General features: G+C 61.2%; 22 protein-coding genes. 12 read left to right on the top strand and 10 right to left on the bottom strand.

The features are described from left to right. Positions 1-10: 10 nt before the first annotated feature. From QMK54_RS14455 to QMK54_RS14445, 3 genes are read right to left on the bottom strand one after another with little or no spacing between them, the layout of a single operon-like run. Entirely contained in the window at positions 11-880 is an 870-nt protein-coding gene (locus tag QMK54_RS14455) for a rhomboid family intramembrane serine protease (RefSeq protein WP_320402774.1), read from the bottom strand. Beyond that, entirely contained in the window at positions 877-1,851 is a 975-nt protein-coding gene (locus QMK54_RS14450; RefSeq protein WP_411740850.1) for a metallophosphoesterase, read from the bottom strand. The genes QMK54_RS14455 and QMK54_RS14450 overlap by 4 nt, the downstream gene beginning before the upstream one ends. Further along, positions 1,848-2,738, bottom strand: a complete 891-nt coding sequence (locus QMK54_RS14445; RefSeq protein WP_057398469.1) for an NAD(+) kinase — start codon at positions 2,736-2,738, stop codon at positions 1,848-1,850. The genes QMK54_RS14450 and QMK54_RS14445 overlap by 4 nt, the downstream gene beginning before the upstream one ends. 117 nt (positions 2,739-2,855) lie before the next feature. Here QMK54_RS14445 and QMK54_RS14440 point away from each other — a divergent pair, with 117 nt between their 5' ends. Then, positions 2,856-3,806 (top strand): DUF1853 family protein, encoded by a 951-nt coding sequence (locus QMK54_RS14440; protein ID WP_320402773.1) that lies wholly within the window; start codon positions 2,856-2,858, stop codon positions 3,804-3,806. Between the two features lie 152 nt (positions 3,807-3,958). Here QMK54_RS14440 and QMK54_RS14435 read toward each other — a convergent pair whose 3' ends face one another. Next, positions 3,959-5,062, bottom strand: coding sequence for a DUF2855 family protein (locus tag QMK54_RS14435; RefSeq protein WP_320402772.1), 1,104 nt, complete (start codon positions 5,060-5,062; stop codon positions 3,959-3,961). 54 nt (positions 5,063-5,116) lie between these two features. Between QMK54_RS14435 and QMK54_RS14430 the strand changes: the two genes are divergently transcribed. Continuing rightward, a complete protein-coding gene (locus QMK54_RS14430) occupies positions 5,117-5,776 on the top strand; it encodes a TetR/AcrR family transcriptional regulator (RefSeq protein WP_223591985.1) in 660 nt (219 codons plus the stop codon). A 23-nt stretch (positions 5,777-5,799) separates the two neighbouring features. On the opposite strand, the gene QMK54_RS14425 is transcribed toward QMK54_RS14430, so the two are convergent. After that, entirely contained in the window at positions 5,800-6,360 is a 561-nt protein-coding gene (locus QMK54_RS14425; protein ID WP_110658770.1) for an NADPH-dependent FMN reductase, read from the bottom strand. A gap of 175 nt (positions 6,361-6,535) precedes the next feature. Between QMK54_RS14425 and QMK54_RS14420 the strand changes: the two genes are divergently transcribed. Both QMK54_RS14420 and QMK54_RS14415 read left to right on the top strand, forming a co-directional pair. Next, entirely contained in the window at positions 6,536-6,763 is a 228-nt protein-coding gene (locus QMK54_RS14420; RefSeq protein ID WP_110658772.1) for a hypothetical protein, read from the top strand. 88 nt (positions 6,764-6,851) lie between these two features. Continuing rightward, positions 6,852-7,745 (top strand): LysR family transcriptional regulator, encoded by an 894-nt coding sequence (locus QMK54_RS14415; protein WP_320402771.1) that lies wholly within the window; start codon positions 6,852-6,854, stop codon positions 7,743-7,745. On the opposite strand, the gene QMK54_RS14410 is transcribed toward QMK54_RS14415, so the two are convergent. The 5 genes from QMK54_RS14410 to QMK54_RS14390 form a co-directional block, all read right to left on the bottom strand. Continuing rightward, positions 7,711-8,325 (bottom strand): GNAT family N-acetyltransferase, encoded by a 615-nt coding sequence (locus QMK54_RS14410; protein ID WP_223591967.1) that lies wholly within the window; start codon positions 8,323-8,325, stop codon positions 7,711-7,713. The genes QMK54_RS14415 and QMK54_RS14410 overlap by 35 nt on opposite strands. Before the next feature lie 14 nt (positions 8,326-8,339). Beyond that, positions 8,340-10,595: an Orn/Lys/Arg decarboxylase N-terminal domain-containing protein gene (locus QMK54_RS14405; RefSeq protein WP_110662611.1), complete on the bottom strand. Its 2,256-nt coding sequence runs from the start codon at positions 10,593-10,595 to the stop codon at positions 8,340-8,342. A 296-nt stretch (positions 10,596-10,891) separates the two neighbouring features. After that, a complete protein-coding gene (gene dnaQ / locus QMK54_RS14400) occupies positions 10,892-11,650 on the bottom strand; it encodes a DNA polymerase III subunit epsilon (protein ID WP_110661939.1) in 759 nt (252 codons plus the stop codon). Between the two features lie 184 nt (positions 11,651-11,834). Beyond that, positions 11,835-12,287, bottom strand: a complete 453-nt coding sequence (rnhA, locus tag QMK54_RS14395) for a ribonuclease HI (protein ID WP_007979123.1) — start codon at positions 12,285-12,287, stop codon at positions 11,835-11,837. Positions 12,288-12,380: 93 nt separating this feature from the next. Next, entirely contained in the window at positions 12,381-13,139 is a 759-nt protein-coding gene (locus tag QMK54_RS14390) for a class I SAM-dependent methyltransferase (RefSeq protein ID WP_110661938.1), read from the bottom strand. Between the two features lie 65 nt (positions 13,140-13,204). Between QMK54_RS14390 and gloB the strand changes: the two genes are divergently transcribed. The 8 genes from gloB to fabI all read left to right on the top strand — a co-directional run bounded on the left by gloB (position 13,205) and on the right by fabI (position 24,000). Next, positions 13,205-13,972 carry a hydroxyacylglutathione hydrolase gene (gloB, locus tag QMK54_RS14385; RefSeq protein ID WP_320402912.1) on the top strand — a complete coding sequence of 256 codons (768 nt, stop codon included), beginning with the start codon at positions 13,205-13,207 and terminating at the stop codon, positions 13,970-13,972. A gap of 99 nt (positions 13,973-14,071) precedes the next feature. Continuing rightward, complete coding sequence (locus QMK54_RS14380) at positions 14,072-15,505, top strand: LysM peptidoglycan-binding domain-containing protein (RefSeq protein ID WP_110661936.1); 1,434 nt, start codon at positions 14,072-14,074, stop codon at positions 15,503-15,505. Between the two features lie 311 nt (positions 15,506-15,816). Beyond that, positions 15,817-17,637, top strand: a complete 1,821-nt coding sequence (locus QMK54_RS14375; RefSeq protein WP_411740849.1) for an extracellular solute-binding protein — start codon at positions 15,817-15,819, stop codon at positions 17,635-17,637. Continuing rightward, positions 17,634-19,475: an extracellular solute-binding protein gene (locus QMK54_RS14370; RefSeq protein ID WP_320402770.1), complete on the top strand. Its 1,842-nt coding sequence runs from the start codon at positions 17,634-17,636 to the stop codon at positions 19,473-19,475. The genes QMK54_RS14375 and QMK54_RS14370 overlap by 4 nt, the downstream gene beginning before the upstream one ends. Positions 19,476-19,479: 4 nt before the next feature. Further along, positions 19,480-20,553 carry a microcin C ABC transporter permease YejB gene (locus QMK54_RS14365; protein ID WP_007979116.1) on the top strand — a complete coding sequence of 358 codons (1,074 nt, stop codon included), beginning with the start codon at positions 19,480-19,482 and terminating at the stop codon, positions 20,551-20,553. Position 20,554: 1 nt separating this feature from the next. After that, positions 20,555-21,574, top strand: a complete 1,020-nt coding sequence (locus QMK54_RS14360; protein WP_223591956.1) for an ABC transporter permease — start codon at positions 20,555-20,557, stop codon at positions 21,572-21,574. A gap of 1 nt (position 21,575) precedes the next feature. Then, positions 21,576-23,186, top strand: coding sequence for an ABC transporter ATP-binding protein (locus QMK54_RS14355; protein WP_110662506.1), 1,611 nt, complete (start codon positions 21,576-21,578; stop codon positions 23,184-23,186). 19 nt (positions 23,187-23,205) lie between these two features. Continuing rightward, the gene (gene fabI / locus QMK54_RS14350) at positions 23,206-24,000 is read left to right on the top strand and encodes an enoyl-ACP reductase FabI (RefSeq protein WP_046037212.1); all 795 of its coding nucleotides are present in this window, start codon (positions 23,206-23,208) and stop codon (positions 23,998-24,000) included. Positions 24,001-24,151 lie beyond the last annotated feature (151 nt).

The raw sequence follows: 24,151 nt of genomic DNA, 5'->3' as shown, positions 1-24,151 counted from the left end.
TGTTCTTGAATTAGGCGGCCAGTTTACGGCGGTTATACAAACCACCCAACAAACCGGTGAAGCATCCGATGAGTAACCCGCTGACATGGGCCGCGTTGGCGATTTCGCCGAAGCCGATCATCGAGACCAGCCCGGACAGGCACAGCAGCAACCACACCAGCATCATCACCAGCACACCTCGCGGCAGGCGATAAGCCGGGTTCGGCGCCAGCAGCTGGAAGATCCAGCAATGCCCGAGCAGGCCGTACAGTACGCCGGACAAACCGCCGAACAAGGTCGGACCGCTGAAATAGTACTGGGCGTAGTTTGACACCAGGCTGAACAGCAGGGTCAGGCCGATCAGGTTGATACTGCCCTGGCGCGACTCGATACGCCGCCCCAGCTCCCAGTACCACATGCCGTTCATCGCCAGGTGCAGGATGCCGAAATGGATCAGCATCGGCGTAAACAGGCGCCACCACTGCCCCGCCGCCAGGCTGTCGGCCAACGGTGTGAAGTGGATGTATTCGCCAACCACGCGGAATTCGAGGAAGGTCAGCCAGCGCATCGTTTCAAGGTTGTCGCCCAGCAGCGTGATCGCCCCGACGATGATGCTCAGCAGCAATACCAGCGCAGTGGCCTTGGCGTATTTCAACTGCTCGACGAATCCCGGACGCTTGACGGTTTGCGCCAGCGGAATGTCCAGCTGCTGATCGGGGTCGCCCGCCGGAAAACGTTCGTACAGCGCACGCACGTCTTCGCTGATGTTCTGCGGCACCCACAGCACCTGCTCGCCAGACTCTTCACTGACGCGATGGGGCACCTGCATGCGTTTGAGCAGCGTGACGAACCCGCTCAAGTCCACCGCCAATGGCAGACGTAATACCGCTACAGCACTCATTGCAGCACCTCCGGCCGCTCGACATCGACCCAGACGAATTTATTCGGGTCCAGGCGGGTTTCCTGGTCCAGTCGGTAGGCAACCAGTTTGCCGTACAGCACCGCGCTGTAATCCAGGCAGGCCAGGTTCGGCCGAATCGGTGCCGGCTTGCCGCTGCGCCAGTAATGGCCGACGAACAACAGCGGTTCGTCGATACCATAGCGCAGCAAGCTGTTCTTTTCGGTGGACGACAGCGGCGTCAGGGCCACCGGTTCCGGCAGTGCATCGGGCTGGAACACGATGTCGCCGTAGGTTTTCGGATCGTCTTCCCAGAACTTGGTGCGGAAGAACGAACGCACCAGGCCATCGCCGCTGGTCATGGTCAGGCCGTGGGGCAAGCGCATGTCCGTGCCGCGCAGCAGCCGGTCGAACACGGTGCAGGCAAACGAACCCGATTCTGCCGACGCCTGAAGAAAAGGCTCGTCTATGCAACCGTTGGGGAACAACGCCCGCAGCGGCTCGATCAACCCGGCATCCCAACAGGCGTGGACCACGCGAAAACGCCCGGCATCGACGAACAACGGCAACTCATAGAACCATTGCTGGAAGTCATGCCAGTCGCCCGGATGGTGTTCGAACTGGGTCAGGGTTTCGTGCAGCAGGCGGGCATGGCGCGGCGTGTGCTCGCGCACGAACTGCTTGCCGCTGCCGGGCAGCGCCGGCGTGCTCCAGCCCAGAGCATTGAACTCGTGATTGCCCATGATGCACAGCGCCTGACCGGCCTCGACCATGTCGTGGACAATATGCAGTGCCTCGCGAATCCGCGGGCCGCGGTCGATGATATCGCCGACGAACACCGCCATGCGCGAGGCATGCCGCCAGACGCCACCCTGTTTGTGATAACCAAGTCGGTCGAGCAAGTGCTCCAGGGTCAGAGCGCAACCATGCACGTCACCGATCAGGTCGTAGCTACGCGCGGGATCTAGCATCAGTCGCCTCCACCCCCCAACTTGCTGCCCCAGCCGAGCTTGGTCCGGCAGACTTCATAGTAGTTGTGGTCGAGCGGGTGAATCAGCCGCAACTTCTGGGCTTTCTTGCTCACGGTAATGGTGTCGCCGGGCGCGCAGGTAAAGTGGTTCTGCCCGTCACACGAGACTTGCGGGTAAATCTGCATATCCTTGGACACGACGATTTTCAGCTCACTGTTGCCATCGACCACAATCGGCCTGCCCGACAAGGTATGGGGGTACATCGGCACAATCACAATAGCGTCGAGCTTGGGATGCATGATCGGCCCGCCGGCAGACAGCGCATAGGCGGTGGAGCCGGTCGGCGTCGCGACGATCAGGCCGTCGGCCTTCTGGCTGCAGACGAACTGGCCGTCGATGTACAGCTCGAACTCGATCATTCGCGTGGATTTGCCGGGGTGCAGCACCACATCGTTCAAGGCATCGCCCTGGCCGATGGCCTCGCCATGGCGACGGACTTCGGCCTGCAAGAGGAAGCGGTTTTCCACCAGATAGTGGCCATCCAGCACTTCGGCGACCTTGGTTTCCAGCTCGTCGGGACGGATGTCGGTGAGGAAACCCAGGCTGCCACGGTTGATGCCGAGCACCGGAATGTTGTGCCTGGCCAGCGCCCGGGCGGCACCGAGCAGGCTGCCGTCACCACCGACGACGATGACCATGTCGCAGACTTCGCCGAGCATCTTGCGCGACGAGGTTTGCAGGCCGTGCCCTGGCAGCACTTCGGCGATGGTGTCTTCGAGGATCACGTGCAGGTGACGATCGAGCAGAAACCGTTTCAGTCGGCGGACGGTATCCAGCACCTGGGAACTGCCCAGGCGACCGATGATGCCGATATTGCGAAATTGCTCCATGGGGCTCCTGCGGGGATCTGTGTGGCAGCGAAAAACACGATTATGGGCGAAAGCCGCCCGTAGACAAAATCCTTTCAGCTTCAAGGGTGTGCCCGGGTTTCGGGCTATGCTCGCAAGATGATGCTATTTCCCGATTTGCTCCACCTGCCCCACCAGTTACGCCATCCCGAAGTGCGTGACCTGGCGTGGGTCATCCTCGCGCCGCCCATGCTGGAAGATACCCCGTGGCCGCAGCGCCACCCGCTGGCCGGCAGCGACTGGGTGCAGGAGCCGCAACGGCTGGAGCATTGGCTGCGCCAGCTGGACCGGGACAGCTATGGCTTGTTGCACTGGCTGGCTCAGGCCCGGACTCGGCGCCTGGGTTTGTATTACGAACGCCTCTGGCAATTCGCCGTACAGCATGCACCGGGCATTGAACTGATTGCCGCCAACATGCCGATTCGCCGCGAGGGCCACACCCTGGGTGAACTGGACATGCTGCTGCGCGACCGTGATGGCGTGCATCACCTGGAGCTGGCGATCAAGCTCTACCTCGGCCCGCAATCCGGCGACGGGCATGACACGGCCCAGTGGCTGGGTCCGGGGTGCCACGACCGGCTCGACCGCAAACTGGCGCACCTGTGCCAGCATCAGTTGCCGATTTCTGCACGCCCCGAGAGCCGTGAAGTGCTGGCGGCGCTGGATATCCAGGTGTTCAGCGCGCATTTGTGGCTGGGCGGGTATTTGCTGTATCCGTGGCCCGGCCAGGCCGTCCCGCCGTCGGGAGCCCATCCGCAGCATTTGCGCGGGCGCTGGCTCCATCAAAAGGATTGGCCGGCGTTGGTTGCCCAGAGCGCGCCCGGTCGCTGGCAACCCTTGCCCCGCCATGCCTGGCTGGCGCCGGCGCACTATTCGGCGGAGCACACCTGGAACCCCGGACAGATGCTGGCATGGCTCAATGACCTGGACCCACTGGCGCCGGCACAACTGCTGGTACGCCTGACGGAAAACGCCAATGGCGACTGGGAAGAGGCCGAACGGCTGTTTCTGGTGGCCGATCTTTGGCCGAATGTGCCGGGACAGGGTTGAGCCTTGTATTGCCTGAACCGCCCCCTTCGCGGGCAAGCCCGCTCCCACAAAAGATCTTCAGTGTTCACTCGGACAATGTGGGAGCGGGTTTGCTCGCGAAGAAGCCACCACGGTCTATCCGGGGAACCCCGGCTGCACAAGGACTGCCCCGTTCACAACCGGATCACATGCCCCTCTACCGGCGCCACCTGCCCATGAAACAACCGGGAAATGACATCTTGCGCCGCCTCATACCCCTGGCTCTCCACCACTTCCAACAACGGCTTCTTCACAGCCGTCACTTGCTGAAAAAACCGCAGCAACCCTTTGCCGATATGCTCGCTGACCCCTTCCGGCCCCCACTCGGCGTTACGCTTGCGGATCTGGATGGGCGCAAAGAAAAACACCGGTTGAGGCCCTTCAATGGCCGTCAGTTGCGCCTCGTTCGTGCTTTGCGCTGAACCGGCGAAGCAACTGTAGACCAGCTGTCGGGCAAAGTGCTGATGCACCTGATCCCGCAACTTGAGGTCACCAGAAAAATCCACATACAACGTAGGACGATCATTCCCAAGACTCGTCAGCTCCTCGTAGGACACTGCCCGCTCGTAACAACCGAGGGTTTCGACAAAGGCTTTGTTGGCGGCCGAGGTCAGGGCAATCCGTTCCAGTTGCGGGTAACTCTCCAGGCAGACGGCCGTGCCGTAGGCGGTTTTACTCGACGCACTGGAAAACACCAACCGGGTTGCGCCAAAGAACTGATTGTCCTGGAGGAAATCCGCCAGCATCGACGAGGTCAGAAACAGCGGTTTGAGCAGAATCTGCAGGTTTTCGGTTTCAGGGCGGTAGTACGTATCCCAACTGCAGCGTGTGTACTGGTTGTACGCCGAGGTCAACCCCGACCGGTGCTCGGCTCCATCGTAAAAGCCACGTTCGGTGACCCGCTCCGGACGCATCCACAGGTGGCTGGCCAGCGGAAAGTAACCGTAGAAACGCTCACCCACCTCGATGCCTTCCACCTTTGATGCAATGACGTCGGCAAATCCCCAGGCTGGAACGTGGCCCCAATCCTCCAGGCCTGTAGGAAAGAAACCCCAGTAATTCATCGAATCGCCAAAAGCCGCGTAAGTAATGTTGTTGGTGGTCAATGCGCAACGGTCGATCTTCAAAATCACCTCGCCGGCAGCCGGGGCGAGGCTACGTAACTCCTGCTCAATCCGGCTCTGGTCCAAGGCATTTTTACGGGTAATCAGGCGTGTTACCGTGGTGAAATCTTGCATGTTCGATCTCCTGCTGCGACTCAGTGGCGGGTCACTCAAGAGTAAGGACAGCCGATGAAGAGCGGGTTCGGAAACACCAAGGGCAGTTCGCCCGCCCTCAATTCCCGCGCCAAGCCGCTGAAACGGCCGAGTCAGGCCCGGGCGATTTTCACCGTCGAGGCGATTTACGAGGCTTTTGTTCGGATTTGGCTGCGTGACGGCTGGTCGCGACTGACTACCCGGGAAGTGGCATTGGAAGCCGGCGTGGCGATTGGCACGCTGTATGACTATTTCCCAAGCAAGGAAGCCCTGCTGTCGGGTTACATCCGGCATCGCCTGAATGTACTGCTGGCGCAAATGGATCAAGACGTCATCCAGGCAAACGACCTCGACTGGCCGACGCGCATCAAGCGCCTGGTGCGCCTGACCTGCGACCCCGACGATGCCCGACAACCCCTGTTCAACCATGCCGTGTCGCTCATCGAGCATCAGATCGCCGAGCCCAAGCATCATCGAAGGGTGTACGAGGAACTGTCGCAAAAATGGCGGGAAGCCTTGGCTGCGTGCGGCGATGTGCCGATGCAGCCATCCGCACCGACGATCGAAGCCTGGGTCATCATGGCCTGGGGCGGTCGCCGCTATTGCATTACGACACAACCGACGGCGGAGCAAACCGCCGCCTGGCTGTCGGAAATGGAAACGATGATTTGTAGCCGGTTATCCGGCACTTCGTAGAACGAAGCGCCGGATAACGAACTTCAAACTTTTTTGTGCTGCTCGACCCATTGCCCATAGGCATTGATGAAATTTTGCAGGAACGGCTTGACCGACTCGGACAATTTACCCGACTCGTCGAACGCCGAACCGGCGTTCCCCAGGTAGGCTTCCGGTTGCTGCATCAGTGGCACATTGAGAAACACCATGGACTGACGCAGGTTGTGGTTGGCACCAAACCCGCCGACGGCCCCCGGCGATACGCTGATAATGGCGCCCGGCTTACCATTCCACGCACTTTTGCCATACGGCCGCGAGCCGACGTCAATCGCATTTTTCAATGGCGCCGGCACCGAGCGGTTGTATTCCGGGGTTACGAACAGCACCGCGTCGGATGAGCTCACCTGTTGTCGGAAAGTGCTGTAGGCTGCCGGCGGTGAAGCACCATCGATGTCTTCGTTGTAGAGCGGAAGATCGCCAATCTCGACGATGTTGAGCTTGAGATTGGCTGGCGCCAGTTCTGCCAGGGCCCGTGCGACCTTGCGGTTGATCGATTCCTTTCTCAAGCTGCCGACCACGACGGCGACCGTATAGACGTTGCTCATGGGAATTTCTCGACTGTCCGATATGAAGAGCTTGTAGTTATAGATGACGATTCAAGCAGCGGGCGAGTGAAAACAGCGTCCCTGACTATTTTTTTCCTGTAGGAAAACTTACCCCACCCAAGCACGGTCTACAGAGCCGCAAATTGAGTGATTTATCTCCAGAGGTTCTAAGCAGATGGCAGCAGTACTCGTCGGTCAGTTCCATGCAAGAGACGCGGAAGGCCGTATTTATTCGGTGCACGAGTTCCAGGAATCCACCCCGGCGGTAGACGGCTCAGGCCCTGTCACCACCTACAAGCTGGCCATTGGCGACCGTGTCAACAAGCTCGACGACAATGAATTTCAGTTGGTGCAAACCGGCGTTACCCTTACCCGCGAACCGCAAACCGCCAGCGTTTCATAACCGGTCGTTATGAGCAGAAGTCATATGCGCGGACTTGGGGTAGGATTCAACCACTGACCCCTCCTCCTGCTGAACATGGACTTCACGCATGCGCTTACGCCATATCGAAGTGATCCAGGCGCTCCTGCAGACCGGTCACCTGGGTACCGCCGCCGAATGGCTGCAGTTGCCAGTGACCGAAGTCGAGCACTTGCTGCGCGACGCCGAGGATCAGTTGGGTTTCATGTTGTTCGCCAGCGTGCGCGGACGATTGCAGGCCACCCGCGAAGCGCGGGAACTGCAGGTGGAAATTATCCGGGTCTACGATGCGCTCGAACCGGTACAGCGCCTGGCCAACAGCCTGAGGCAATACCTGGCGCCGCCGCTGCGCATCATCTGCACCCCGCCGCTGGCCAACCAATTATTGCCGCACAGCATCGCGGCCCTGCGCCGACGCCTGCCCGACGCGCCTTGCACACTGCTGAGCGAGCCGACCCGCGACATCGTCAGAAGCCTGCTGCTGCGTGAAAGCGACCTGGGGCTGAGCCTGCACGACCCCGATCACGCCGACCTCGATTGCCAGGTGATTGCCCAGGGCAAACTCCAGTTACTCGCGCCCCATGGCTGGCTGCAACCCAAGCAGAAATACATTTCACTGCAGGATCTGGCCGGTCAATCGATGATCGGCCTGGAGGGGCACGACCCGCTGAGCCCGGCGCTGGAAAACAAACTGCACGGTTTGCGCCCTGCCCCAGTGATTCAGACCCGGGTGCAGACGCATCAGATGATGCGCAGCATGGTCGAGGCCGGCGAAGGCCTGGCCATCGTCGACCCCTTCACCGCCCTCGGCGCCAAAGCCTCGGGGCTGGACACCTGCCCGCTGGCGCCCGCCATGCCGATCAGTCTCTACGCCTTGTCCCTGAAAAACACCGAGCCCTCTCCGGCGGTTCAGGCATTGCTGGCCATCATCACGGAACAAGCCGCGGCGATGCTGACGAACTGAGCGGGTTTTCCAGCGGATTTTCGAACATTCGATACCAGAACAGCGCCACTTCGGCGGTGTTCGGATCAATGCCGCGATAGCGCAGGTGGTCGATCCCGCCAATCACATAACCGCAGCGTTCATAGAGACGACAGGCCCCCAGGTTGTTGTTCTGGGTTTCGAGCATGATGCCCGGGAGCTTTTTCTTGCGGCTCCAGAATTGCGCCACATCCAGCAGGGCCTTGGCCACACCGTGCCGTCGGGCTGGCGCATGCACCGCCAGTTCGTCGATATGGGCAAAACCATTCCAGTTGGTACTGACCACCAGGTGCCCCACGGGCTGGTCATCCAGGTAGGCCATGAAAATCGCGCTGTCGACGGCGTCGCGAAAACTGCTGAACTCCTCGGGGTCGATGCCGTAGCACTTGCGATAAGGCGTGATCGGGGTGACCGGCCACTGTGCGACCGGCTTGCCGATTTCAGCTGCACCGTAGGCCGCGACTTCAAAACTGAAATCACTGCCCCAGATGTAGGCGGCAAAACCTTCATCGGCAACCCGTACCGACAACCCTGGGTAATTCGGATTTATAACCGGCTGCATACTGGGAAAGGTCCTCACTCCTTGATGCAATCGACGGTGTAGCACCGCCCACTGCCCTGATCTTCGTGTTGCAATCCGTGCACATCAGCAACGAACCCCGGGAAACTGCTATCGAACGTACGGGCAAACGCCAGGTAATCGATGATCGAGCGGGTCGACTCGGTAAAGCGCTCACCCGGCATGATCAACGGGATGCCCGGCGGGTACGGCACCAGCATCACCGCGGCGATCCGCCCGTCCAGCGCATCGATCGACACGGCTTCGACTTCACCTCGCACCAATTGATCATAGGCGTCCGCCGGTTTCATCGCGACTTCCGGCAACACGGTGTACATGCGCTTGAGGTGTTTGGCGGTGGCGTTGCTGCGATAACAGGCATGCAACTGATCGCACAGATCGCGCAGGCCCATGCCCTGATAGCGTGCGACATTTTCCTGCGCCACGCAGGGCAGGCAACTGGCCAGGCTGACGTTGGCGTCATAGCTGCGCTTGAACTCCAGCAATTCGGTGAGCAGCGTGCTCCATTTGCCCTTGGTGATACCCATGGAGAACAACACCAGGAACGAATACAGCCCGGTCTTCTCGACCACCAGGCCGCGCTCCCAAAGGAACTTGCTGACCACCGCTGCGGGAATCCCGCGCTCGCTGAGGGCGCCACCGGCCGAAAGCCCCGGCATCACCAGCGTGACCTTGATCGGGTCGAGCAGCACATAATCGTCGGTCACGCCGCCAAAGCCATGCCAGTCGGCATCGGGTTGCAGCAACCAGTCCTCGGTGACGACCCGCTCGATGCCTTGCGCCGTCGGCGGTTGCCAGATCGAAAACCACCAATCATCCGCGGCAATGTGCTGGCGCAAGTTGGCCAGCGCCCGACGAAAACTCAGGGCTTCGTCGAACATTTCCTGCAACAGTGAACGCCCGGCCGGCCCTTCCATCATCGCCGAAGCGACATCCAGCGAGGCGATGATGCCGTACTGCGGCGAGGTCGAGATGTGCATCATGAACGCTTCGTTGAAGCGATCCCGGTCCAGTTGCCGCGCACCACCATCGCGCACGTGAATCATCGATGCCTGGCTGAAGGCCGCCAGCAACTTGTGGGTCGAATGGGTAGTAAACACCAGCGGGCTGTCTTCATCACGGGACGTGCCCATGCCGTAGCGCCCGGAAAAGAACTCATGAAACGCCGCATAGGCGTACCAGGCCTCGTCGAAGTGCAGCACCTCAACGCTATTGCCCAGTTGCTGCCTGATCAGCTCGGCGTTGTAGCAGAGGCCGTCATAGGTCGAATTGGTCACTACGGCGAGCTTGACCTTCGGCGAGCGTCCCTTGGTCAGCGGACTGGCGTCGATCTTGGCCTGGATCGACTCGCGGCTGAACTCGCTCAGGGGGATTGGGCCGATGATCCCCAGTTCATTACGCTCCGGGCACAAGTACAGCGGGATGGCGCCGGTCATGATGATCGAGTGCAGCACCGATTTGTGGCAATTGCGATCCACCAGCACCAGGTCGTCGCGAGCGACCACCGAATGCCAGACAATCTTGTTGGCCGTAGACGTGCCATTGATCACGAAAAAGGTGTGATCGGCGCCGAAATTGCGCGCTGCGCGGGCCTCGGCCTCAGCCAGGGGGCCGGTGTGATCGAGCAACGAGCCGAGCTCCGGTACCGATACCGAAAGGTCCGAACGCAGGGTGTTTTCCCCGAAAAACTGGTGAAACGCCTGCCCGACCGGACTTTTGTGATACGCCACGCCACCGCCGTGACCGGGGGTGTGCCACGAGTAATTGGAGTCCGCCGTGTGTTGCACCAGGGCCTTGAAAAACGGCGGCAGCAGGCCATCAAGGTATTTGCGCGCGGCGCGGGCCACCTGCCGGGCAAGAAAGGGCACGGTGTCTTCAAACAGGTAAAGAATGCCGCGCAGCTGATTGAGCTCGGCCATGGCATCGGCGGGCGCGTTCTCCAGGGTCACTTTTTCGCCCAGGGCAAAGATCGGCAGATCCGGCGCACGCACCCGCGCCAGACCAATCAATTCGGCCATGTTTTGCAACAAATGGGAATGGGTGCTGGCGTCCTCGGACGCAATCAACATGCAAGACAGGCCATGGTAAGTCGAGGCCACCAATCGCCCCTCGGTGTAGTCCACCGCCGAAACGACGCTGAACCCTTCCTGCTCCAGCTCCCGGGCAATCCCCCGCACGCGGTCACCGGCAACGCTGTCGGCCTTGATGTCGCGATGGACAATCAGGACCGGGAATTTCAAATCTTTATACATGAGGCTCAGTGTCCTGAGGCGGCAGACCAGAGCCTGCCAATCACCTCAGGGTAGAGTGTTGCAGCGGATGTGGCGAGCGGGATGCACCAACTTGTGGCGACGGGGGAGTTTCCCTGTGGCGAGGGGCTTGTGTGGCGAGGGGGCTTGCTGTGGCGAGGGGGCTTGCCCCCGTTGGAGCGCGAAGCGGTCCCCGGCATTTCTTCAGACATACTTTGCATTCAGGTTTTACGACGGCTTCGCCGCCGAACGGGGGCAAGCCCCCTCGCCACAAAAAACCATTCACCAAAAGACTGGTGTCAGACCTGCGCCTCAGCCTCGGCCAACTGCACCCACAACGCCGGAGCACCCGCGGATTTGCCGATGATTTCCAGGCGCGCCGCGTGACGGGCCAGGTCGTCTTCGCTGGCGCGGATGATGCGCGTCGGCTGGCGGTCCGCCGGCAAGCGACGGATCTCGGTGGCCGAATTGTCCGCCCCTTCACCGGAGCCATTGCCATCGGAAGCGTTGCCGGCCAGGGAGAGGCTGGTCTGCCCGCCGGTCATGGTCAGGTAGACGTCGGCGAGAATCTCGGAGTCGAGCAAGGCGCCGTGCAGTTCACGGCCGGAGTTGTCGACACCATAGCGTTTGCACAAGGCGTCGAGGCTGTTGCGCTGCCCCGGGTGACGTTCCCGGGCCATCATCAGGGTATCGAGGATCGAGCAGTGCTGCGTGATGTCCGCGCGATCCTGCTGCCCCATCAGGGCGAATTCGTTGTTGATGAAGCCAACGTCGAACGCCGCGTTATGGATGATCAGCTGCGCGCCCTTGATGAACTCGAAGAACTCTTCGGCCACCTCGGCAAAACGCGGCTTGCCCACGAGGAATTCGTTGGTGATGCCGTGGACGCCGATGGCGCCCTCGTCACTTTCGCGATCGGGTTGCAGGTATACGTGAAAGTGCCGGCCCGTCAGGCGCCGGCCGATCAACTCGACACAACCGATTTCGATAATCCGGTGGCCGTCGGTCACCGGCATACCGGTGGTTTCGGTGTCGAGTACAACGGATCTGGTGGCCATCAGTGCTCAGCTCTCAATCGGTCAATCGTGCAAAAGCGGCGATGTTAACACGCTTGCCGGGGTCTTTCAGGTAGACCGAGTCGCCACCTTCGCGAGCAAGCCCGCTCCCACAGGGGATTGCGGTCAAATGTGGGAGCGGGCTTGCTCGCGAAGGCCAAGACTCGGTCCAGCGGTGAAACCCAAATCAGCCCTGCTTGTACCCGCGCACTTCATCGACACCACGGTTGGCCAACTGGTCGGCCCGTTCGTTGCCGTGATGGCCAATGTGCCCGCGCACCCATTTCCAGGTGACTTTGTGGCGGTTGACCTGCTCGTCAAGCAACTTCCACAGGTCAGCGTTTTTCACCGGTTCCTTCGCCGCGGTTTTCCACCCGCGCTTCTTCCAGTTGTCCATCCACTCGTTGATGCCTTTCATCACGTACTGGGAGTCGGTCACCAGCAGCACCTCGCAAGGACGCTTGAGCTCTTCCAGGCCACGGATCGCGCCCATCAGCTCCATGCGGTTGTTGGTGGTATTGGCTTCGCCGCCCCAGAGTTCCTTTTCGACGCCCTTGCACACCAGCAGTGCGCCCCAGCCGCCAGGGCCAGGATTGCCCTTGCAGGCGCCGTCGGTGAACAGTTCTACGCTATCGCTCATGCCAATCTATCCAGAAAATGCGCTGGCCCGCCGATCGCTGATCGACGACGCCCGAAGCCGGGACAAGCCCGGCCGCAAATGAAAAAGTGTGTACTACGGTTCGATGTTGCGACGGTTGACCTTGGCCATCGGCAAAGGAATCAACTTGCCCATCGGCTCGCGCCGCTCCTGACGGACCGGTCGCAGGCCCACCACGATCTTGCGCGCCACCAGTAAATAGAAGCCGCCGCCCGACAATTGCCAGTCACCGGCCTTGCGCTCCCACCCGGCCAGGCGGGCCTGCCACGCCGGTGACGCAAGCGGCGGACGATAGCACCCGAAGCGGCGTTTCTCCAGCGCGAAGCCCAGCAGGTTCAGCCAGTCCGCGACCCGGGACGGCGATATGCAGCGCGCCTTGCGCAGCGCATCCTGGGCAAACACATGCCGCAGGCCCCAACTGCTCCAGGGATTGATGCCGATGATCAGCAAATGCCCGCCGGGCCGCACGCTGCTGGCCGCTTCGCGAAGCAAACCGTGGGGCGACAGGCAGAAATCCAGGCCATGCTGCAGCACCACCACATCGGCGGCATGCTCGCTCAGCGGCCAGGCCTGTTCTTCACAAACGATCTCGACCCCCGGCAACGGCGCGCCCAGACGCACATTGCGCTGCACCTGCGGCGCTGACGGCGGAGTCTGGGCCGAGGGGCCGTAATGCACCAGATAGCCACCAAAGAACCGCCCGAGCTCGTCTTCGAGCATGCGCCGCTCTTCGTCCAGCAGAAATTGCCCAATCGGACCCGCCAGCCACTCGCGGGCCGCGCTGATCAACGCCAGCCAGTCAGGATCAGCCTGTGCGAACGCTTTATCAGTCATTGCATTCTCCAACGCGCCAGGAAGTTCTAAGATGCGCCATTGTTTTCCGCTTGGCGAATCCGACGATGATACAGATCACTGCCCTGCCCGCCTTCACCGACAACTACATCTGGTTGTTACAAGACCACACCAGCAAATGCTGCGCGGTGGTGGATCCGGGTGATGCCGCCCCGGTACAAGCCTGGCTCGCGGCCAATCCGGGCTGGGTACTGAGTGATATTTTGATCACTCACCACCATCATGACCACGTCGGCGGCGTCGAATGGCTGAAGAAAGCGACAAACGCGAAAGTCTATGGTCCGGCCAGCGAAAAGATCCCGGCGCGGGACGTCGCGCTCAAGGACAACGACAAGGTCAGCGTGCTCGGCTGGGACTTTGACATCTTCGCAGTCCCAGGCCACACCCTGGGGCATATCGCCTATTACCATCACGGCTTGCTGTTCTGCGGCGACACCTTGTTTGCGGCCGGCTGCGGGCGCTTGTTCGAAGGCACGCCACAGCAAATGTACCGCTCGCTGACTCGCCTCGCGGCATTGCCGGAAGACACGCTGGTCTACTGCACCCACGAATACACCCTGAGCAACCTGAAGTTCGCGGCAGCCGTCGAACCGAACAATCCGGACACCGCCGAACGCCTGGCCAAAGTCACCCGCCAACGGGAATCCGGGATCATGACGCTGCCGTCGACACTGGCGCTGGAAAAGCTCACAAACCCGTTTTTGCGCTCCGGTGAAACATCCGTTAAAGAAAAAGCGGACGAACGGACCGGCACCGATAACTTGGCGCCCGATATGGTTTTTGCTGCGCTTCGCGCTTGGAAAGACACGTTCTAAAGGGGTCTGCGAAGGCTGCAATAATTCTGAAAGGTTGACCGCACAGGGTGCGCTTTCTAGAATCGCCCGACATTTTTGCCCGGAACTTACTTCCAGCCAATGTCGTCACCTATTCGCAAAGCCATCAGTTCAGACGCATTGACCCGCTTGGCTCAAGCCATCGCGGTGGCTGTGTCCGCCACCCTGGCGGGCTGTTCCAGCCATGCGCCGCAGACCGATGCGGCGCATACGCCGAACATCGCCGCGCGCGCCAAGCAGAAGCCGATCTGGCTCAGCGAAAAACCCAGCCCGCAAATTCCGCAGGACGTCTGGGAGCGCATGCGCCAGGGCTTCCAGTTGCAGGACGGGCTGGGCGTCAACCCGCGCATCGAGCAACAGCGCCTGTGGTTCGCCAGCAACCCATCCTTCCTGGAAAACGCCGGCGAGCGCGGCAGCCTCTACATTCACTACATCGTCGAGCGCCTTGAAGAGCGCAACATGCCGCTGGAACTGGCCCTGCTGCCAGTGATTGAAAGTGCCTACAACCCGATGGCCTACTCCCGGGCCGACGCGGTGGGCCTTTGGCAATTCATCCCGTCCACCGGGCGTTACTTCAACCTGCGTCAAACCCGTTTTTATGATGGCCGTCGCGATATCACCGCGTCGACCACCGCCGCGCTGGATTACCTGACCCGCCTGCACGACATGTTCAACGGCGACTGGATGCTGGCCCTGGCGGCCTACAACGCCGGCGAAGGCACCGTCAGCCGGGCCATCGAGCGCAACGAGCGCCTCGGCCTGCCGACCGACTACTGGAACCTGCCGCTGCCCTCCGAAACCCAAGCCTACGTGCCGAAGCTGTTGGCACTGTCGCAAGTGGTGATGGCGCCGGAAGCCTACGGCGTGAACCTCAACCCGATCGCCAACGAACCCTACTTCCAGGTCGTCGAAATCAACCAGCGCATGGACCTGTCCAAGGTCGCTGAAGTGGCCAACATCGACGAAGACGAACTGTTCCAGCTCAACCCGGCCTTCAAGCAGCGCACGACCATCGACGGTCCGCAACACCTGCTGGTGCCGACTTCCAAGGCGCAACTGCTGACCAGCAGTCTGCAGACCATGCGTCCTGAAGAGCTGATCAGCAAGAAATCACTCAAGCCGGTCTTCGAAGGCGCCAGCGACACCCAGGTCGCCAGCGTCAAGCGTTCCTACCGGGTCAAACGGGGTGACAGCCTCGGCTCCATCGCCAAGGCCAACGACGTTGACGTCAAGGACCTGCAACGCTGGAACAAACTGTCCGGCAAGAACCTCAAGCCTGGCCAGACCCTGGTCATGCAGGACAACAGCAAGCGCAGTTCCGGACGCGTCAACACCGTGATCGCAGCGAACAGCAAGAAGCAGCAGCAGACCAAGTACAAGGTCCAGCAAGGCGACTCGCTGTACATCGTGGCCAAGCGCTTCAACGTCGAGATGCAGCACCTCAAGCGCTGGAACCCGCGTGTCGGTCAGGCGCTCAAGCCTGGCCAGATGCTCACGGTGGCCAATCCGCATTAAAAACAGCCCCTGACTTCAGGGGCTTTTTTTTGGTTCTTCACGGAATCCCGGGGAACTGTAGGAGCCGGCTTGCTGGCGATGGTCCTTAACGATAACGCGTGAAAACTGGACAAACGCACTGCACTTGAGTCCATCGCCACGGTGCGGCGGTCCGACAAGCCCCCTCGCCACAATTTTAGCGCTCGACAAATCATCACCTAAGCAATTTACCGCGCATTAAGGCCCCGTCTTTTTCCTGTCCATACAAGCTGTTACTGTACGGTCCACAAAGCCCAAGCCGCCTGGATCGGATCCCCTATTTGAAGCGTCCCCTGCCCCTGCTCCTGATCAGCCTGGCCTTGAGCTCCACCGCAAGCGCGACGATCAGCGAAAGCCATGGTTATGCGCAGTTCGGCACGCTCAAGTACCCGGCCCGATTTACCCACTTCGACTGGGTCAACCCGCAAGCGCCCAAGGGCGGCACATTGCGGGTCATGGCATTTGGCACCTTCGATACGCTCAATCCCTACACCTTCAAGGGCACCAGCCCGGTCACCACACCCAGTTTCCTGCAATACGGCATCAACGAGCTCAACGAGCCGCTGATGGTCGGCACCGGGCAGTACGCCCCCTCGGGTGATGAGCCCGCATCGAGTTATGGCCTGATCGCCCGGTCGGTCGAATACAGCGAGAACCGCAGCTGGGTGGTGTTCAACCTGCGTCCCGAGGCGCGCTTCCATGACGGCACGCCGATCACCGCCTACGACGTCGCGTTCTCCTACCGCACACTGCTCAAGGAGGGCCATCCGCTGTACCGCACCAGCCTTCAGGAAGTGTCGCGGGTGGACATCCTCAACCCGCTGCGAATCCGTTTCGTGCTCAAGCGCGCCGGCAATCCGCTGCTGATCCTGCGCCTGGGCGAAATGCCGGTGCTGGCGCAGCATTACTGGAAAGGTCGCGACTTCAAGGCCACCACCTTCGAACCGCCGCTGGGCAGCGGACCGTATCGCATCACCTCGGTCACGCCGGGGCGGCAGATCGTCTTCGAACGGGTCAAGGATTACTGGGGCAAGGACCTGGCGGTCAATCGCGGCAAGTACAACTTCGACCGCATGGAAGTCGAGTTCTACCGCGACAGCGACGTGGCGTTCGAGGCGTTCAAGGCCGGTGAGTTCGATATCTATATCGAGCATCAGGCGAAGAATTGGGACAGCGGCTACAACTTCCCCGCCATACGCCGCGGTGACGTGATCAAGGCGCAGATTCCCCATCAGATCCCGACCCAGACCCAGGGTCTGTTCATGAACAGCCGTCGCCCGGCATTCTCGGACGTCAGGGTCCGTGAAGCACTCGGGCTGATGTTCAATTTTGAATGGACCAACCGCACGCTGTTCGGCGGCGCCTACCAACGCGCCATGAGCTATTACCCCAACAGCGAATTCTCGGCCGCTGGTTTACCGGTCGGGCACGAATGGCTGTTGCTCAAGCCCTATCGCGAGCAATTGCCGCCCAGGCTCTTTACCGAACCGTTCAGCCTGCCGCAGACCGACGGCCGCGGCATCCCCCGGGAGACCTTGCGCAAAGCCCTCGGCCTGCTCGCCGAAGCCGGCTGGAAGCTCAACGGCCAGCGTCTGCAAAACGCCGCCGGGCAACCCTTACGGCTGGAGTTGCTGCTGGTCAACCCGAACCTGGAACGCATCCTCCAGCCTTACGTCGAGACCCTAGCCAGCATCGGTATCGATGCGCGGCTGCGCACGGTCGATCGCGCCCAATACAAGCAACGCCTCGACCAGTTCGATTTCGACATGATTCTGATGACCCTCAACCAGACGCTCAGCCCGGGCCTGGAACAGTGGCAGTACTTTCACTCCAGCCAGGCCGGGGTCAAGGGCAGCAAGAACTACGCCGGTATCGCCAACCCCGTGGTCGACCATCTGCTCGAACAGTTACTGGCCGCCCAGACCCGCGATGAGCAAGTCGCCGCCGGCAAGGCCCTCGACCGCGTGCTGCTGTGGCAGCACTACATCGTGCCCAACTGGTACCTCAATAATCACCGCCTGGCGTACCGCAACCGGCTCGCCTTCGTCACCACGCCGCCCTACACCCTGGGCCTGAATGCGTGGTGGCTGAAATCTTCGGAGAAAGATCGATGAAACCCATCCGCACCCTGCTCCTGCAGGCCAGCGGCCTGTTGTTCGCCGGGCTGGCCTGCGCCGCCCCGCAACATGCCGTGACCCTGTACAACGAGCCGCCGAAATACCCGGCCGATTTCAAACACTTCGATTACGTCAATCCCGACGCGCCCAAGGGCGGAATCTTCCGCCAGGCCGGTTTCGGCGGCTTCGACAGCCTCAACCCGTTCATCAGCAAGGGTGTGCCGGCGGACGATATCGGCATGATCTACGACACCCTGGCCAAACAGGGCCTGGATGAACCGTTCACCGAGTACGGCCTGATCGCCCGCCTGATCGAAAAAGCCCCGGACAACGGCTGGGTACGTTTCTACCTGCGCCCGGAAGCACGCTTCCACGACGGCCACCCGATACGCGCCGAAGACGTCGTGTTCAGCTTCCAGATGCTGACCAAGGACGGCGCCCCGATGTACCGCGGCTACTACAGCGACGTGGAAGAAGTGGTCGCCGAAGACCCATTGACCGTGCTGTTCAAGTTCAAGCACACCAACAACCGCGAGCTGCCGCTGATTCTCGGCCAGCTGCCGGTGCTGCCCAAGCATTGGTGGGCCGACCGCGACTTCAACAAGGGCAACCTGGAAATCCCCCTGGGCAGCGGCCCGTACAAGGTCAGCGAAGTGAAGGCCGGGCGCTCGGTGCGTTACGAGCGGGTCAAGGATTACTGGGGCAAGGACCTGCCGGTCAATCGGGGTTTCTACAACTTCGACGTGATGACCACCGATTATTACCGCGACAACACCGTCGCCCTGGAAGCGCTCAAGGCCGGGCAGTTCGACTACTGGCTGGAAATGACCGCGAAGAACTGGGCCAACGCCTACAACATCCCGGCGGTCACCGAAGGTCGACTGGTCAAGGAACAGATTCCCAACGGCAATCCGACCGGCATGCAAGGCTTCGTGTTCAACCTGCGCCGCCCGGTGTTCCAGGACGTACGCGTGCGTCAGGCGCTGTCGCTGCTGCTGGACTTCGAATGGACCAACAAGCAACTGTTCAACGGCGCCTACGCGCGCACCCGCAGTTACTTCGAGAACTCGGAAATGGCCGCCACCGGCCTGCCCGATGCCGAACAAGTGGCGATCCTCGAGCCGTTCCGCAGCAAGCTGCCGCCGCAGGTGTTCAGCGAAGCCTTCCAGAACCCGGCCACCGACGGCAGCGGCATGATCCGCGCCCAGCAACGACAAGCCTATCAACTGTTGCAGGAGGCCGGCTGGCGCATCGTCGATGACAAAATGGTCGACGCCAAGGGCAAGCCGGTGGTCATCGAATTCCTGCTGGCCCAGACTGAGTTCGAACGGGTGCTGCTGCCGTTCAAGCGCAACCTGAGCGACCTGGGCATCGACCTGGTGATCCGCCGGGTCGACGTCTCGCAATACATCAACCGCGTGCGCTCCCGAGACTTCGACATGATCGTCGGCAGCTTCCCGCAGTCCAACTCGCCGGGCAACGAACAACGGGAGTTCTGGATGTCGGCCGCCGCCGACAAACCCGGCAGCCGCAACTCCATGGGCCTGAAGGATCCGGTGGTCGACCAACTGGTCGAACAACTGATCAACGCCGATTCGCGCAAAAGCCTGGTGGCCCATGCCCGTGCGCTGGACCGCGTTCTGCAATGGGGCTATTACGTAATACCCAACTGGCACATCAAGACCTGGCGCGTGGCGTACTGGAACCACATCGGCCATCCAAAGGTCTCGCCCAAATACGACATCGGCACGGCCACCTGGTGGATCAAGCCCGATATCAAGCCGGCAATAGAAGTCGAAACTACACTGCAGGCCGATCCTGCGGGCACGGAGTAATCAGATGCTGGCGTACATTTTTCGGCGACTGTTGCTGATCATTCCGACCCTGTTTGGCATTTTGCTGATCAACTTCGTGATCATCCAGGCCGCCCCGGGCGGGCCGGTGGAGCAGATGATCGCCAAGCTCGAAGGCTTCGAAGGCGCCACCAGTCGCATCGCCGGCGGCGGCGCCGAGGTCTCGGTGGCAGGTTCGGCCTACCGCGGCGCCCAGGGCCTGGACCCGGCGCTGATCAAGGAAATCGAGCACATGTACGGCTTCGACAAATCGGCGCCGGAACGCTTGTGGATCATGGTCAAGAACTATGCGTCGCTGGATTTCGGCGACAGCTTCTTCCGCGATGCCAAGGTCATCGACCTGATCAAGGAAAAGATGCCGGTGTCGATCTCGCTCGGGCTGTGGAGCACGCTGATCATGTACCTGGTGTCGATCCCCCTGGGGATCGCCAAGGCCACGCGGCACGGCAGCCACTTCGATGTCTGGACCAGTTCGGCGATCATCGTCGGCTATGCGATCCCGGCGTTCCTGTTCGCCATCCTGCTGATCGTGGTGTTCGCCGGCGGCAGTTACCTGGACTGGTTCCCGTTGCGCGGGCTGACCTCGAACAACTTCGATGAACTGAGCATGGGCGGCAAGATCCTCGACTACTTCTGGCACCTGGCGCTGCCGGTGACCGCACTGGTGATCGGCAACTTCGCGACCATGACCCTGCTGACCAAGAACAGCTTCCTCGACGAAATCAACAAGCAATACGTGATCACCGCCAGGGCCAAGGGCCTGACCAACCACCGCGTGCTGTACGGCCACGTGTTCCGCAATGCGATGCTGCTGGTGATCGCCGGTTTCCCCTCGGCCTTCATCGGCATCTTCTTCACCGGCTCGTTGCTGGTGGAGGTGATTTTCTCCCTCGACGGCCTTGGCCTGATGAGCTTCGAGGCGGCGATCAACCGCGATTACCCGGTGGTGTTCGGCACCCTGTTCATCTTCACCCTGCTCGGGCTGGTGGTGAAACTGATCGGCGACCTCACCTACACCTTTGTCGATCCGCGCATCGACTTCGAAAGCCGGGAGCATTGAGATGAACCTGTCCCCTCTCAATCGCCGCCGCTTCGAACTGTTCAAGGCCAACAAGCGTGGCTGGTGGTCGCTGTGGCTGTTCCTGATCCTGTTCGGCGCAAGCCTGGGCGCCGAGCTGATCGCCAACGACAAGCCGCTGGCGGTGCATTACGACAACAGCTGGTATTTCCCGGCGCTCAAGCGCTACCCGGAAACCACCTTCGGCGGCGAATTTCCGCTGGAAGCCAACTACAAGAGCCCCTACATCCGCGAACTGCTCAAGGCCAAGGACGCCTGGGTGCTGTGGGCGCCGATTCCCTACAGCTACCAGAGCATCAACTACGACCTGAAAGTCCCGGCCCCGGCCCCGCCCTCGACGGACAACCTGCTGGGCACCGACGATCAGGGCCGTGACGTGCTGGCCCGGGTGATCTACGGCTTCCGCATTTCAGTGCTGTTCGCCCTGACCCTGACCGTGCTGAGCTCGATCATCGGCGTGATCGCCGGAGCCTTGCAGGGCTTCTACGGCGGTTGGGTGGATCTGGCCGGGCAGCGCTTCCTGGAGATCTGGTCCGGTTTGCCGGTGCTGTATCTGCTGATCATCCTGGCCAGTTTCGTGCAGCCCAACTTCTGGTGGTTGCTGGGGATCATGCTGCTGTTCTCGTGGATGAGCCTGGTGGACGTGGTGCGCGCCGAATTCCTGCGCGGGCGCAACCTGGAATACGTGCGCGCCGCCCGCGCCCTGGGCATGCAGAACGGCGCGATCATGTTCCGCCACATCCTGCCCAACGCGATGGTCTCGACCATGACCTTCATGCCGTTCATCCTCACCGGCGCCATCGGCACCCTGACCGCCCTGGACTTCCTCGGTTTCGGGTTGCCTGCGGGCAGCCCGTCCCTGGGGGAACTGGTGGCCCAGGGCAAATCCAACCTGCAAGCGCCGTGGCTGGGCATCAGCGCCTTTGCCGTGCTGGCCTTGATGTTGAGTTTGCTGGTGTTCATCGGCGAGTCCGCTCGCGATGCCTTCGACCCGAGGAAGTGAAATGAATCAGGACAATCTGATCGAAGTGCGCGACCTGTCCGTCGAGTTCGTCGTCGGCAATCGCTGCCAGCGGGCAGTCGAAGGCGTCAGCTTCGACATCAAGCGCGGCGAAACCCTGGCCCTGGTCGGTGAAAGTGGCTCTGGCAAATCGGTGACCGCGCATTCGATCCTGCGCCTTTTGCCCTACCCGCTCGCCCGGCATCCGTCCGGGACCATTTTGTATTCCGGGCAGAACCTGCTGGACCTGAAAGAAAAAACCATCCGCCACATTCGCGGCAACCGCATCGCGATGATCTTCCAGGAGCCGATGACCTCGCTCAATCCCCTGCACTCGATCGAGAAGCAGATCAACGAGGTGCTGGGCATCCACAAGGGCCTGAGCGGCAAGGTCGCGACCAAGCGCACCCTGGAGCTGCTGGAGATGGTCGGCATCCCCGAGCCGCACAAGCGCCTCAAGGCCCTGCCCCACGAACTGTCCGGCGGCCAGCGCCAGCGGGTGATGATCGCCATGGCCCTGGCCAACGAACCGGAACTGCTGATCGCCGACGAACCGACCACCGCGCTGGACGTCACCGTGCAGCTGAAAATCCTCGAATTGCTCAAGGAACTGCAGGCTCGCCTGGGCATGGCGCTGCTGCTGATCAGCCACGATTTGAACCTTGTGCGAAGAATTGCGCATCGCGTATGTGTCATGCAGCGAGGTTGCATCGTCGAACAGGCATCGTGCGAAGAATTGTTCCGCGCGCCGCAGCATCCGTACACTAGGGAACTGCTGGCAGCGGAGCCCGGCGGCAAGCCTGCAAGCAACGTGATCGGCCCGCCGTTGCTGGCGGTCGAGGACCTGAAAGTCTGGTTTCCGATCAAGAAAGGCTTGCTCAAGCGCACGGTGGATTACGTCAAGGCGGTCGACGGCATCAATTTCAGCCTGCCCCAGGGCCAGACCCTGGGGATTGTGGGCGAAAGCGGTTCCGGCAAATCGACACTCGGCCTGGCGATTTTGCGGCTGATCGGTAGCAAAGGCACCATCCGCTTTGAAGGCCAGCAGTTAGACTGCCTGACGCAGCAACAAGTCAGGCCGCTGCGGCGGGAGATGCAAGTGGTGTTTCAGGACCCGTTCGGCAGCCTGAGCCCACGGATGTGCGTGAGCCAGATCGTTGGCGAAGGCCTGCGGATCCACAAGATGGGCACCGAGGCGGAACAGGAACAAGCGATCATTGCAGCACTCAAGGAGGTAGGCCTGGATCCGGAAACCCGGCACCGCTACCCCCACGAATTTTCCGGCGGGCAGCGGCAGAGAATCGCCATTGCCCGGGCATTGGTGTTAAAACCGGCGTTGATTTTGCTGGACGAGCCGACTTCGGCCCTCGACCGCACGGTACAACGCCAGGTAGTGGAGCTTTTGCGTTCGCTGCAAACCAAGTACAACCTGACGTATCTGTTTATCAGCCATGACCTGGCTGTGGTGAAAGCGCTGAGCCACCAGCTGATGGTGGTCAAGCATGGCCAAGTGGTCGAACAGGGAGACGCGCAAAGCATTTTTGCCGCCCCCCAACATCCGTATACACAGCAGTTGCTTGAAGCCGCTTTTCTGGCTCCAGCCACTGCGCAATAACCTGAAAGAGGAGCAACACATGGGTTTTCTCGCCGGTAAGCGCGTACTGATCGTCGGTGTCGCCAGCAAGCTGTCCATCGCATCCGGCATCGCTGCCGCCATGCATCGCGAGGGCGCTGAGCTTGCCTTCACTTATCAGAACGACAAACTGAAAGGTCGTGTCGAAGAGTTCGCACAAGGCTGGGGCTCGAGCCCTGAGCTGTGCTTCCCGTGCGACGTGGCCAGCGATGAAGAAATCGCCAAGGTCTTCGAAGCGCTGAGCAAGAAGTGGGACGGCCTGGACTGCATCGTGCACTCCGTCGGCTTCGCCCCGGGCGACCAACTGGACGGCGACTTCACCGAAGCCACCACCCGTGAAGGTTTCCGCATCTCCCACGACATCAGCGCCTACAGCTTCGTGGCCCTGGCCAAGGCCGGCCGCGAAATGATGAAAGGCCGCAACGGCAGCCTGCTGACCCTGTCGTACCTGGGCGCCGAGCGCACCATGCCGAACTACAACGTGATGGGCATGGCCAAGGCTTCCCTGGAAGCGGGCGTACGTTACCTGGCCGGCTCCCTGGGCCCGGACGGTACTCGCGTGAACTGCGTATCGGCTGGCCCGATCCGCACCCTCGCCGCTTCCGGCATCAAGAACTTCCGCAAGATGCTGGCCGCCAACGAAGCGCAAACTCCGCTGCGCCGCAACGTCACCATCGACGAAGTCGGCAACGCCGGCGCCTTCCTGTGCTCGGACCTGGCGTCCGGCATCAGCGGTGAAATCATGTACGTGGACGGTGGCTTCAACACCACGGCCATGGGCAGCATCGAAGAGTAATCTTCGGTTTGCCAAAAAAACCCGCCTGTTCAGGCGGGTTTTTTATGCCTGCGATTTCCCCGGCCGATGCAGCGCCCCCCCCCTGTAGGAGCGAGCCTGCTCGCGAAAAACTGGGGCACGCCGCGTTCATCCAGACTGCCCGCGTTATCGT

This window comes from Pseudomonas sp. P5_109 (assembly GCF_034009455.1).
In the GTDB taxonomy this organism is placed as follows: Bacteria; Pseudomonadota; Gammaproteobacteria; order Pseudomonadales; family Pseudomonadaceae; genus Aquipseudomonas.
Note: the sequence above shows the minus strand (reverse complement) of the source record. Positions and strands in the feature narration are given on the sequence as shown.